Source organism: Streptomyces sp. NPDC020489 (genome assembly GCF_044386545.1).
Taxonomy (GTDB): domain Bacteria; phylum Actinomycetota; class Actinomycetes; order Streptomycetales; family Streptomycetaceae; genus Streptomyces.
This window is the reverse complement of the sequence record NZ_JBIRUZ010000010.1, coordinates 122325-135353: the sequence shown is the minus strand read 5'-3', so window position 1 is coordinate 135353 and position 13029 is coordinate 122325. Positions and strand designations below refer to the sequence as shown.

Annotated in this window: 8 protein-coding genes; 3 read left to right on the top strand and 5 right to left on the bottom strand. The window is 72.4% G+C overall.

The window, feature by feature from the left end:
• Window positions 1-117: 117 nt before the first annotated feature.
• From ACH41F_RS26395 to ACH41F_RS26385, 3 genes are all read left to right on the top strand, one after another.
• Entirely contained in the window at window positions 118-2865 is a 2748-nt protein-coding gene (locus ACH41F_RS26395) for a lysylphosphatidylglycerol synthase domain-containing protein (RefSeq protein WP_398837784.1), read from the top strand.
• Window positions 2866-3003: 138 nt separating this feature from the next.
• Entirely contained in the window at window positions 3004-4548 is a 1545-nt protein-coding gene (locus ACH41F_RS26390; protein ID WP_391232983.1) for an alpha/beta fold hydrolase, read from the top strand.
• A gap of 332 nt (window positions 4549-4880) precedes the next feature.
• A complete protein-coding gene (locus ACH41F_RS26385; RefSeq protein ID WP_391232985.1) occupies window positions 4881-6440 on the top strand; it encodes an alpha/beta fold hydrolase in 1560 nt (519 codons plus the stop codon).
• A 56-nt stretch (window positions 6441-6496) separates the two neighbouring features.
• On the opposite strand, the gene moeZ is transcribed toward ACH41F_RS26385, so the two are convergent.
• The 5 genes from moeZ to ACH41F_RS26360 form a co-directional block, all read right to left on the bottom strand.
• Complete coding sequence (gene moeZ / locus ACH41F_RS26380) at window positions 6497-7675, bottom strand: adenylyltransferase/sulfurtransferase MoeZ (protein ID WP_391232987.1); 1179 nt, start codon at window positions 7673-7675, stop codon at window positions 6497-6499.
• A 63-nt stretch (window positions 7676-7738) separates the two neighbouring features.
• Window positions 7739-8488 carry a spherulation-specific family 4 protein gene (locus tag ACH41F_RS26375; RefSeq protein WP_391232988.1) on the bottom strand — a complete coding sequence of 250 codons (750 nt, stop codon included), beginning with the start codon at window positions 8486-8488 and terminating at the stop codon, window positions 7739-7741.
• A complete protein-coding gene (locus tag ACH41F_RS26370; protein WP_391232989.1) occupies window positions 8476-9435 on the bottom strand; it encodes an NAD-dependent epimerase/dehydratase family protein in 960 nt (319 codons plus the stop codon). Before ACH41F_RS26370 ends, ACH41F_RS26375 begins: the two co-directional genes overlap by 13 nt.
• A 225-nt stretch (window positions 9436-9660) precedes the next feature.
• A complete protein-coding gene (locus tag ACH41F_RS26365; RefSeq protein ID WP_398837781.1) occupies window positions 9661-11151 on the bottom strand; it encodes a hypothetical protein in 1491 nt (496 codons plus the stop codon).
• Window positions 11148-12842, bottom strand: a complete 1695-nt coding sequence (locus tag ACH41F_RS26360; protein WP_391232992.1) for a DUF3492 domain-containing protein — start codon at window positions 12840-12842, stop codon at window positions 11148-11150. The genes ACH41F_RS26365 and ACH41F_RS26360 overlap by 4 nt, the downstream gene beginning before the upstream one ends.
• Window positions 12843-13029: the final 187 nt, after the last annotated feature.

Below are 13029 nucleotides of genomic sequence, written 5' to 3'. Positions count from 1 at the left end.
GCGGCGCTTCCGGCAGACTGTGCGCCCCCGCGTTTGCACCCTGATGCCCCCGTGTGTCGGTGGAGCATGCCACCATCGTGCGGGCGGTGACCGGTGATACGAGATCAAGAAGAGTCGATGAAGCGACAGGGCGTGCACCCGGAGGGCGCGGAAAGCACCTCTGACGCTTCGTCGCGCCCGGACACCGGCGACAAGGACGAGGCATCGGTGTCGGACACCGGCGGCAGGGACGAGACGCCGACCACGGCGGCGGACTTCGACGACGAGACCCACAGCGACGCGGTCGAGGGCGACGAACCCCTCCTCCCCGCGCGCGTGCACCGCCCGTCGGACCTGATGCGGCTGCTGGTCGGGGTGCTGGCGGTGGTGGTCCTGCTGGCGATCGCCGCGTTCGCGCACGGCACCACCTCGGGCCTGGAACAGGACATCAACAAGGGCACCGGGCAAGCGCCCGACCTGCTTATCAAGATCGCCGGGCTGGCCTCCAGCATCGCCATCCTGCTGGTGCCGGTCGCCTTCGCGATCGAGCGGCTGATCAAGCGGGACGGACTGCGCATCGCCGACGGCGTGCTCGCGGCGGTCCTCGCGCACGGCGTGACCCTGGCCACCGACCTCTGGGTCGCCAAGGCCGCCCCCGACTCCATCCAGGAGGCGCTCACCCAGCCCTCCCCCGGCGACATCCACGCCCTGACCGACCCGGTGCACGGCTATCTCGCGCCGGTCATCGCGTACATGACGGCGGTCGGCATGTCCCGGCGACCACGCTGGCGCGCGGTGCTGTGGATCGTGCTGATGCTCGACGCCTTCTCGATGCTCGTCACCGGGTACACGACACCGTTCTCGATCATCCTGACCGTGCTGATCGGCTGGACCGTCGCCTACGGCACGCTCTACGCGGTCGGCTCGCCCAACGTCCAGCCCACCGGGCGGACGCTGATGGCGGGCCTTCGGCACGTCGGCTTCCACCCGGTGAGCGCGGCCCGTGAGGAGGTTCCGGAGACGCCCGAGACCGGCGACCGCGGGCGGCGCTACTTCGTCACCCTGGAGGACGGCCCGCCGCTGGACGTGACCGTGGTGGACCGGGAGCAGCAGGCGCAGGGTTTCTTCTACCGCGCGTGGCGGAATCTGACCCTGCGCGGCTTCGCCACCCGCAGCAGCCTTCCCTCGCTGCGCCAGGCCCTGGAGCAGGAGGCCCTGCTCGCCTACGCGGCCATCGCGGCCGGCGCCAACGCCCCCAAGCTCATCGCGACCTCCGAGCTCGGCCCCGACGCCGTGATACTCGTCTACGAGCACACCGGCGGCCGCACCCTGGACTCCCTGCCCGACGAGGACATCACCGACGACCTCCTGCGCGACACCTGGCACCAGGTGCGGGCACTTCAGTCCCGGCGGATCGCGCACCGCAGGCTGGTCGGGGACGCCATTCTGGTGGATCGTTCCGGCACGGTGATCCTCACCGATCTGCGGGTCGGCGAGATCGCGGCCGGCGACCTGCTGCTGCGCATGGACATCTCCCAGCTGCTGGTGACCCTCGGGCTGCGCGTGGGCGCCGAGCGCGCGGTGGCCGCCGCGGTGAGCGTGCTCGGTCCCGACGCCGTGGCCGACTGTCTGCCGATGCTCCAGCCCATCGCGCTCAGCCGCTCCACGCGCGCGACGCTGCGCGCACTGGCCCGGGACCGCGCCCAGCGCGAGCGCGACGCGATCCTCGAAGCCTCCCGGCAGGCCAAGCAGGCCAGGCTCGAGGAAGCCCAAGACAACGCTCGACCCGTACTCGAGAAACCCGACAAGAAAGCCGTACGCGCGGAGGCGCGAGCCGAGAAGCGAGCCATCGACGAGGCGCTGGAGGAGGCCCGCGAGGAGGACCTGCTCACCCAGATCCGCCACGAGGTGCTGCTGATCAGGCCGCAGGCCCCCGTCGAGCCGGCCCGCCTGGAACGGGTCCGGCCGCGGACGCTGATCAGCTTCATCGCCGGGGCCATCGGCGCGTACTTCCTGCTGACCCAGCTCACCCACATCGAGTTCGGCCCGCTCATCCAGAACGCCGAGTGGGGCTGGGTCGCCGCGGCCGTGCTGTTCTCGGCGGCCAGTTACTTCGCGGCGGCCATGTCACTGCTGGGGTTCGTGCCCGAGCGGGTGCCGTTCGTACGGACCGTGGGGGCGCAGGTCGCCGGGTCGTTCGTGAAGATCGTCGCGCCGGCCGCGGTGGGCGGCGTCGCGCTCAACACGCGCTTCCTCCAGCGCCAGGGGGTGCGGCCCGGGCTCGCGGTGGCCAGTGTCGGTGCCTCGCAGCTGTTCGGGCTCGGCTGCCACATCCTGATGCTGCTGTCCTTCGGCTATCTGACCGGCACCGAGAAGACGCCGTCGCTGTCGCCGTCCCGGACGGTCATCGCGGGCCTGCTGACGGTCGCGGTGCTCGTGCTCGTCGTCACCTCGGTGCCGTTCCTGCGCAAGTTCGTCGTCACGCGCGTGCGCTCGCTCTTCGCGGGTGTCGTGCCGCGCATGCTCGACGTGCTCCAGCGGCCGCAGAAGCTCCTCACCGGCATCGGCGGCATGCTCCTGCTGACCGCCTGCTTCGTGATGTGCCTGGACGCCTCGATCCGCGCGTTCGGCACCGAGGGCTCCTCGATCAGCATCGCCAGCGTCGCCGTCGTCTTCCTCGCCGGCAACGCGCTCGGCTCGGCGGCCCCGACCCCGGGAGGCGTGGGCGCGGTCGAGGCGACCCTGACGGTCGGTCTGATCGCCGTAGGACTGCCCAGCGAGGTCGCCGCACCGGCCGTCCTGCTGTTCCGGCTGCTGACCCTGTGGATCCCGGTGCTGCCGGGCTGGCTCGCCTTCAATCACCTCACGCGCAAGGGCGCGCTGTAGGAGACCACGCGCGCGGGGTGCTCACGCGCACCGCGTACCCGCCCGGGCACGCGCACCTCTGTCTCGTCCCGCCCGTGCGCGTACCTCGTACGGCCCGTGCCCCGAGCGGCCCGGCATGTCCGACCGCAGGATGGGAGCATGCCGAACCCTTTCCGCCCGCGCGCCGCTGCCCTGACCGTCTCCGCCGTCCTGCTGGCCGCCCTCCTCGCGGGCTGCGGCGACGACTCCGAGAACCAGGACGTGACGGCCCAGAAGCTGAGCTGGAAGGACTGCCCGGCACCGTCAGCGGCCGAGGGCGGCGGTGACGCCCCGTCACCCCTGCCGAACGGCGACACATGGCAGTGCGCCACCCTGAAGGCGCCCCTCGACTGGGACAGACCCAAGGGCGACACGATCGAACTCGCGCTGATCCGCGCGAGGGCCAGCGGCGACGAGAGCAGGCGCATCGGCTCGCTCGTCTTCAACTTCGGCGGCCCCGGCGGTTCGGGCGTCACCACGCTGCCCGCGTTCGGCGAGGACTACGCGAAACTGCGCACCCGCTACGACCTGGTGAGCTTCGACCCGCGCGGCGTGGGCCGCAGCGCGCCCGTGGAGTGCCTCAACGAGCTCCAGCTGGATGCGTACTTCCAGCAGGACGCCACCCCCGACGACGCGGCCGAGCGTGCCAAGCTGCTGGCCGAGACCAAGGAGTTCAACGCCGCCTGCGAGGACAACTCCAAGAAGGTGCTCCCCCATGTGCGCACCACCGACGCGGCCCGCGACATGGACCTGATGCGCCAGGTCCTGGGCGACGAACGACTGCACTACTTCGGCGTCTCCTACGGCACCGAACTCGGCGGCGTCTACGCCCACCTGTTCCCCAAGAAGGTCGGCCGCGCCGTCTTCGACGCGGTCGTCGACCCCACCGAGGACCCCGAGCAGGGCTCGCTCGGCCAGGCCAAGGGCTTCCAGCTCGCACTCGACAACTTCGCCGAGGACTGCGTCTCGCAGACCGAGGACTGCCCCATCGGCGACAGCGCGCGGGACGTCGAGGACCGCATCGCCAAGCTGCTGAAGGACCTCGACAGCGCGCCGCTCCCCGGCATCGGCATGCGCAAGCTGACCCAGACCGCCGCGACCAGCGGCATCGCCCAGTCGCTGTACTCGAAGGACTTCTGGGAGTACCTCACCGAGGGCCTGGAGCAGGCGTACGACGGGGACGGGCGGGTGCTGATGGCGCTCGCCGACTCCATGAACGGCCGCAACGAGGACGGCCAGTACAGCAACCTCACCGCGGCCAACATCGCCATCAACTGCGCCGACGACAAGCCCCGTTACACCGAGGACGACGTGACGCGGAAGCTGCCCGCGTTCCGGTCCGCCTCGCCGGTCTTCGGGGACTACCTGGCCTGGTCCATGGTCAGCTGCACCGACTGGCCGGTCCCGGGCGCCGCCGAGCACCCCGACGTCAGCGCGCCCGGCGCCGCCCCGATCCTCGTCATCGGCAACACCGGCGACCCGGCCACGCCGTACGCGGGGGCACGCAAGATGGTGGACGCCCTCGGCAAGGGCGTCGGCGTGGAGCTGACGTACAAGGGGCAGGGGCACGGCGCCTACGACAGCAAGAACGCGTGCGTACAGAGCGCGGTGAACGGCTATCTGCTGAACGGGAAGGTGCCGGCGGCGGGGACGGTCTGCTCCTGAGCCCGGGACGCCCTGCTCCCGAGAGCCGACCGCCGGACACCTGTCGCCGCCGGACACCTGCCACTTGCAAGACGCCTGTCGCCCGCCGGACGCCTCCCGACCGCCGGACACCTGCCACTCGCCGCCCTCCCGGCCACCGGCCACCGGCCACCAGCCACCAGCCACACCAGCCGTCACCCGCCACCGGTCACCGGTCACCGGCCACCCGCATCACATAAAACGTGCAGGTCAGCGCGTTATCCACAGGCCTGCGCAGCCGTGACGCGGGCCGCCTACCATGGCAGGAACGCCATCCGCTGCACGGTGCGGAGGGCCTGCGAGGGGGGAATGTCATGGCGCGTTTCGCACGGTGGACGGCTCTGGCCGCTGCCGCGGCACTGCTGGTGGGGGGCTGTAGCGGCGGCTCGTCCGACGACGGCAAGGGTGAGGAGGGGACTCAGGCGGCCGACCCGTCGTCAAGTTCCTCCGGGACGGAGAAGACCGACGCGCTGCCGTCCTCCCTGACCTCGCAGAAGCTCGACTGGGCGGGCTGCAAGAGCACGGCGGACTCCCCCGCACCGAGCAGCGACTGGCGGTGCGCGACGCTCAAGGTGCCGCTGGACTGGTCGAAGCCGGAGGGCAGGACGATCGGTCTGGCGCTGATCCGTTCGAAGGCCCGCGGTGACAAGAGCGAGCGCATCGGCTCCCTGCTGTTCAACTTCGGCGGCCCGGGCGGCTCGGGGGTCTCCATGATGCCGATGTACGGCTCGACGGTCTCCTCGCTGCGCGAGAAGTACGACCTGGTGAGCTGGGACCCGCGCGGTGTCGCCGCCAGTGAGGGCATCCGCTGCCGCAACGACAAGGAGATCCAGTCCGCCGAGAGCCTGGACGCCACGCCGGACACCGCGGCCGAGGAGGCCGCGTACTTCCAGGACGCCGCCGACTTCGGCAAGGGCTGTGAGAACTCCGCCGGCGCCCTCATGGCGCATGTGTCGACCACCGACACCGCCCGCGACATGGACCTGATGCGCCAGGTGCTCGGCGACGCGAAGATGCACTACTTCGGCATCTCCTACGGCACCGAGCTGGGCGGTGTCTACGCCCACCTGTTCCCCAAGAACGTGGGGCGGCTGATCCTCGACGCGGTCGTCGACCCGAGCGCCGACACCGTGGGGCACGCCGAGAACCAGACCCGCGGCTTCCAGCGGGCCCTCGACGACTACCTGAAGTCGACCGGCCAGGACCCCGAGCAGGGCACGCGGAAGATCGCCGACCTGCTGAAGGACCTCGACGCCAACCCCCTGCCGACGGGCTCCGACCGCAAGCTCACCCAGACCCTGGCCGTCACCGGCATCGTGCTGCCCCTGTACAGCAAGTCCAGCTGGCCGACGCTGACGAGCGCGCTGGAGGCGGCGGAACAGGGCGACGGCTCGGAGCTGCTGACGCTCGCCGACGGCTACAACGAGCGGGACACCTCGGGGCACTACGGCACGACGACCCACTCGCAGCGGGTCATATCGTGCCTGGACGACAAGCAGCGGCCGACCGCGGCGGAGACGAAGAAGCTGCTGCCGACGTTCGAGAAGCTCTCGCCGGTCTTCGGGGCCTTCCTCGGCTGGGACACGGCCGGCTGGTGCCACGACTGGCCGGTGACCGGGCAGTGGGACACCCCCGAGGTGAGCGCACCCGGCGCCCCGCCGATCCTCGTGGTCGGCAACACCGGCGACCCGGCGACCCCGTACGAGGGTGCCCGGAAGATGGCGGACGAGCTGGGCAAGGACGTCGGTGTGATGCTCACCTGGAAGGGCGAGGGCCACGGCGCCTACGGCAGCGGGAGCGACTGCGTGGACTCCACGGTGAACGCGTACCTGCTCAAGGGCACGGTGCCGAAGGACGGCAAGGTCTGCTCATGACGACGGCGGGGGCCGCTCCGCAGTGGAGCAGCCCCCGCCGTTCGCAGCGGGTGCGATCAGTAGACCGGCTTGTCCGGCTCGATCTGGTTGACCCAGCCGATCACGCCGCCGCCCACATGCACGGCGTCGGAGAAGCCCGCGGACTTCAGGACCGCGAGGACTTCCGCACTGCGGACACCCGTCTTGCAGTGCAAGACGATCTTCTTGTCCTGCGGGAGGCTCTCCAGGGCGGTGCCCATGAGGAACTCGTTCTTCGGGATCAGCTTGGCGCCCGGGATGGAGACGATCTCGTACTCGTTGATCTCCCGGACGTCGATGATCTCGATGTTCTCGCCGTCGTCGATCCACTCCTTGAGCTGCTTGGGAGTGATCGTCGAGCCGGCGGCCGCCTCCTGGGCCTCCTCGGACACGACGCCGCAGAAGGCCTCGTAGTCGATGAGTTCGGTGACGGTCGGGTTCTCGCCGCAGACCGCGCAGTTCGGGTCCTTGCGGACCTTGACCTGGCGGTACTGCATCTCCAGGGCGTCGTAGATCATCAGGCGGCCGACCAGGGGCTCACCGATGCCGGTGAGGACCTTGATGGCCTCGGTGACCTGGATGGAGCCGATGGACGCGCACAGCACGCCGAGCACGCCGCCCTCGGCGCAGGAGGGGACCATGCCCGGCGGCGGGGGCTCCGGGTAGAGGCAGCGGTAGCAGGGGCCGTGCTCGGACCAGAAGACGGAGGCCTGGCCGTCGAAGCGGTAGATCGAGCCCCACACGTACGGCTTGTTGAGCAGCACGCACGCGTCGTTGACCAGGTAGCGGGTCGCGAAGTTGTCGGTGCCGTCGACGATCAGGTCGTACTGGCTGAAGATGTCCATCACGTTGTCGGCCTCGAGCCGCTCCTCGTGAAGGACCACGTTCACGTACGGGTTGATGCCGAGGACGGAGTCGCGCGCGGACGCGGCCTTGGAGCGGCCGATGTCGGCCTGGCTGTGGATGATCTGGCGCTGGAGGTTCGACTCGTCGACCTCGTCGAACTCCACGATGCCGAGCGTGCCGACGCCCGCCGCGGCCAGGTACATCAGCGCCGGCGAGCCCAGGCCGCCGGCGCCCACACACAGCACCTTGGCGTTCTTCAGCCGCTTCTGCCCGTCCATCCCGACGTCGGGGATGATCAGGTGGCGGGAGTACCTGCGGACCTCGTCTACGGTGAGCTCAGATGCGGGCTCGACCAGGGGTGGCAGCGACACGGGGACTCCGTTGGTCGGTCAATCACTACAGTTGTTCTCCCCGTAACACTGCCACGGCCTTCTTCATTCCGAGACACCCGTTCCGATCCGCGAGACGATGTCGTCCCAGTAGCCGGGCATGGTCTCCCAGGGGTCGGTGCGGCCCCCGCGATCCGTGCGGTCGGTGAACCAGATCGTGGCGGCGCCCTGCCAGCGGGCGATACGCAGCGCCTCGTCGAGGTGACCGCGGGGCACGCCGTGGACGAAGTGGCAGAACCGCTCGGGCGGGTAGTCGGCGGTCCATTCCGCCACCTGCGACCAGCGGTAGTCGCTCCAGGGGCCGGAGAAGGTGACCAGCTGGTCGGCGTTCTCGGCGTAGCCGGGGTACGGGTGGGTGCCGTGGCCGAGGACGACGTGGGCGCCGTCGTGGATCGCGCGCAGCGTGGTGACCGTGCGGCGGATCTCGGGGAGCGCGGTGCGCTCGGTGGGACAGCGGTCCACGTAGAAGCCGTCGGTCTTGTACCAGTCGATGTAGCGGTGCGCCTCGGAGATCATCTCGCCGAAGGCACGGGCCCCGTACGTGGCGTCGATGTGGCCGAGGACCCGGACGCCCGCGTTGCGCAGGCGGCCGGCCGCCTCCAGGCAGTGCGGGTCGGGGCGGCTGCCGGGGCCGTCGGCGACGTTGAGGACGACCCAGTGCACGGGGGCGCCGGGGCGGGTGAGTTCGGCCCATTCGGCGGGGGCGACGAGGGGGTGCGCGAGGCCGGGGATGCCGAACCCGGGGTGGATCCCGGTGCCGGGTGCGACGGTTTTGGTGCTGGTCAGATGCGGCATGCCGCCTCCATCCAGATGTCTGCCAGGGACTCTTCGAGGTTGATCCGGGGACGCCAGCCGAGCCGGTCGCGCGCGGTGCGCACGTCGGCCTGCTGCCAGCTGCCGCACCCGTCGGGGTACGGATACGCGACCGGGGCCGCGTGGTCCGGTTCGGAGCGCGGGTGCCCGATGGCGGGGCGCAGGGGGCCGGGAGGCCCGTCGAGTTCGTGGAGGGCGCCGCCGTATCCGGCCACGCGCGCGAGGACGGCGGCGGCGTCCCGCAGGCGGACGGCACGGCCCGAGCCGATGTTGATCACGCCCTGCGCGGCGGAGAGGCTGGCGGCGTGGACGGCACGGGCGACGTCACGGACGTCGACGAAGTCGCGCTGGACGCCGAGGCCGCCGAGCTTGAGCTCACCGTCGCCGGACTGCATGGCGCGCCGCATGGCCTCGGCGAGCCGGCCGAGGGGGGAACCGGCGGGGGTGCCGGGGCCGGCGGGCGAGAAGACGCGCAGGACGACGGCGTCGAGGCCTGAGCCGAGGACGAGTTCCGTGGCGGCCAGTTTGCTGACGCCGTACGGGCCGCCGGGGCGTGGCACGGCGTCCTCCGCCGTCGAGGAGCCGGGCTGGCTCGGGCCGTACTCGGCGCCGCAGCCGATCTGGACGAGTCGTGCCCCGCAGCCGCTGCGGCGCAGTGCCTCGCAGACGGTGGCCACGGCGACCGTGTTGTGGCGGGTGAGTTCGCGGGCGCCGCCGCGGGTCGCTCCGGCGCAGTTGACGACCACGCCGGGGTGGACCGCGTCGAGGAAGCGGGTGAGTGCGCCGGGGCTGCCGGACGCGAGGTCGAAGCGGACGTCGGCGTCGTCGCCGCGGCCGAGGGCGGTGAGCTGGACGGCCGGGTCGGCGAGCAGGCGGTCGGCCACGAAGCGGCCCAGGTAACCGTTGGCTCCGATCAACAGGACCCTCATCGTGCGGCTCCCGTCGCCAGGTCGTCGGGTCGGGAGGTGATCATTGATGCTCTCCTTCAGAGGGGGTTGCCTCCGGCCGCCGACGGTGGGGTGGGATGCGTGCGGCGACCTGTCTGGTGTGGGTGGGGGTGCGCGGAGTGCCTACTCGGGGGTGGTGGGGCGGGGCCGCGCGGGGGGACGGCCCGCCTGGACCGGACGGGGCCGCGCGGGTGGCTCCGCGGGGCCTCACCACGACCGGTCCACGGGTGCGTGGGCCGAGGCCCGTGTCAGCCTGCGCGTCGCGTGAAACAACAGGGCCGCGGCTCCCGCCGCGCAGGCCAGGGCCGGGACGCTGCCGGGACCCCATGCCCCGACCAGGGACTCGACCGGGGCGCCCAGGAAGCCGCAGCCGGGAAGCCGGGCTGCGAAGACCGCGGCGACGGCCGTCAGCTCGGTCGCGGCCGTGGCCGTGAGGACGAGCGCCGGGGCGTGGGTGAAGCCGTGGGTGGTGAGGAGGCGGGACAGGAAGAGAAGGGCGCCGAGTGCGATGGTCCCGGCGTACGGGACCGGCTCGGAGAGAACCGTGCCGCTCACCGCCAGCAGGGCCGTCAGGGCGCACAGGAACAGGGCGAACACGGCGAACAGCAGCGGCAGTACGGAGGCGGTGAAGTCCTCCAGGCCCCGGCTGAGGGCCAGTTTGCGGCGGGCCCGGGTGGCGAAGAGGTGCGCGGTCCAGGCCGCGGGGGCGCAGGACAGGGCGAGGGCCAGGACAGGGGCCGCCACCAACGGCCAGGGACCGTCGGGGGCGCCGGTGGGCAGGGCGTCGGGACCCCCGGTCACGGCCGCTCGCAGGAGACCGTCGCCCAGGAGGGCGTAGAGGACCAGCCAGCACGTCAGGGCGCGGGTGCGGGCCTCGGTGGGGTGCGGGGTGCCCAGGGGGCCGCGTGCCAGTGCCGCGCGCAGGCCGAGCGCTACGGCGAGTGCGCCCGCGGCCGCCGCGATCAGGCGTGGCCGGCCGTCGGTCAGGTGGAGGGCGGCCACGGTCGCCGCGCACAGGGCGCCCGGGAGAAGGGTGCGGAGCAGCCAGGCGGCGCTCGCGCGGGGGGCCTCGGAGGGCGGTGGGGCGGCTGCCGGGGATTCGGTGCCCCTCGGTACGCGCGCGTACATCTCCTCCGCCAGGGAGAACACGTCCCGGTGGCGGAAGCGGCTCGCGGTGCGGTCGGTGACGCCGTGCGCCTCCAGGCCGGCGGCGATCTCCAGTGGGTCGACCGCCCGTTCGCACAGGTCGCGGTGACGGTGCATCAAGGACTTCACGGGGTCGACGGCGGAGGCGCGACGCGGGGCGGGGGGCTGTCTGCGGGCCGGGGGCGCGTCGGATGTGTACCGGGCGGACCCGGCGGCGCGACCGTCGCCCTCGACGGCCACAGCGGGCTCGGCGCCACCGATCACTACGGCGCCACCGTCACCTTCGGCCGCCCCGGGACCATCGACCACGACCGCGTCGCCATCACCGGCCCCACCGACCACGACCGCCCCACCGTCACCCTCACCGGCACCGTCGGACCCGGCCCCGCCGGTCACACTCGCAGCGTCGACATCGCCCGCGCTCCCCCTGCCGCCGCCCTCATCCCCCTCGCCCGCGTCCGCGTCCCCCGCGAGCCACTCCCCCGACCGTGTGTCCCAGGGGCCGGGGCTCGCCGGTGTTCCGGGGCGGTCCAGTTCGCCGAGGTCGCTCATCGGGCTCCCTCCGTGGCGGGCAGCGGGGTGTTGGCGCGTACCGGGGGCCCTGCCGCCCAGCCGGGGCCGCCGCGGGCCACGACCCGGGCGCCGAGGTCCGTCCAGCGGCCGGGCACGTGGGCCTCGGCCGGGACGGCGAACGGGAGCGGTTCCCCGGTGGTGTCGTCGACGACGACCCGGCGGAGCGGATGGCGCGAGACGATCTCCAGGTAAATGCCGTGAAATGCCGTGATGTTCTGTTCGACGGTGAACAGCTCGAGCGCACGCGCGCGTGCCGCGGCGCCCAGCCGGGCACGGCGCTCGGGGTCGCGCAGCAGCGCCACGCACGCCTCCGCGAGCGCCCGCGGGTTGCGCGGCGGTACGACGAGCCCGGTGCCGCCGATGACCTCCACCACGGCGCCGACGTCGGTGGACACGGTCGCGCGGCCGCAGAACATGGCCTCCACCAGGCTGATGGGGAAGCCCTCGACAACGCTGGACAGGACGGTCACGGCACCCGAGGCGTACGCGTCGGCGGGGGTCGGGACCTCCGGGCCGCCGATCTCCTCGAAGGAGACCGGGTTGTCGCCGACGGCGTGCAGCCCGTCCGCCTCGTCGGGGAAGAGCTGCGCAGCCAGCGCCTTGCAGTGACCGAGGTAGGCCGCGCCCTCGGAGCCCACGGGCACGCCGATGATCCTCAGCCGGGTCTTGGGCTCCTCCTTGCGGATCTCCGCGAAAGCGTGCAGGAGGGAGATGAGGTCCTTGGCCGGTTCGACGCGGCCGACCCAGAGCAGCGTGTCGGGGTCCGCGCGCTCCGGGGACTCACCGACCTCCGCGAAGGGCGTGGCGTCCATGCCCGGGTAGACCGTGCGGATCTTGTCGCGGTCGGCGCCGCACCGCTCCTGCCAGCGGCGGGCGTGGGTGTTGCCGGGCGTGACGAGCGCGGCCCGGCCGTAGATCTCGGCGGCGAGCCTGCCGTGGAAGGCGGCGATCAGGGACCGCACCGAGGGCGAGGCGTCCGGCGCGGACAGGTAGTGCGTCCGCAACTGCACGCCGTACTCGGTCACCAGCAGGGGGACGTCGGAGAAGTGCCCGGCGAGCAGTCCGGGGAGGGCTGCGGGGCCGCCGGAGGCCGCGTGGCACAGGTCGACCGAGCCGAGCCCGTCGTCCCCGTACCAGTCGAGGGAGAGCGGGCGCAGCGCGCGCTCCAGGTGTGCGGCGACGGCGAGCAGATCGGGGACGCGGGCCTCGCGGGCCGTGCGGGCGGCGCCCGGCGCACGACAGGCGCGTTCGAGGGCGCGTACGGCGGTCTCGGAGCGCAGCGCCCCGACCAGTCCGCCCTCGTCGCGGGCGAGTTCGGCGAGTCCGTACAGCGCGTTGCCGAAACGGTCCGCCTCAGCGGCCGACGGGTCCTCCGCCGGGCCCGCGCAGAGGACGGCCGCCAACTCGCCGTAGCACTCGGCGAACCGCCGGCGCGCGCGGCGCCCGTACACCACCCCGTCGTCCTCGGCCGACCACAGCGGCGCCGTGCGTACCCGGCTGACCTGCGGCGGAAGCGGGACCCAGCCCTCGTCCTCCTGGCGTTCACTGCGGCTGAGCGCGTAGATGTCGAACTCGTGCTGCCCGAGCCCGCGCACGAGCCGGTCGCACCAGAGCCTGGCGTCACCGCTCACATACGGATAGCCACCCTCCGTAAGCAGTCCGATGCGCACGAACGCACCCCCGATCTCCCGTATGGGGAGCCGCCGTTGGTCCGGCGGCTCGCAGCGGGACGAACGTATGCGGACAAGGCGGTGGCGGGGGGGGGGGGGGGGGGGGGGCGCCCCCCCCCGGGGGGGCCGGGGGGGGGTTTGACAGCGGGGGGGGGGGGGGGCGGGGGCAACGGACAGAAAAAAAAGA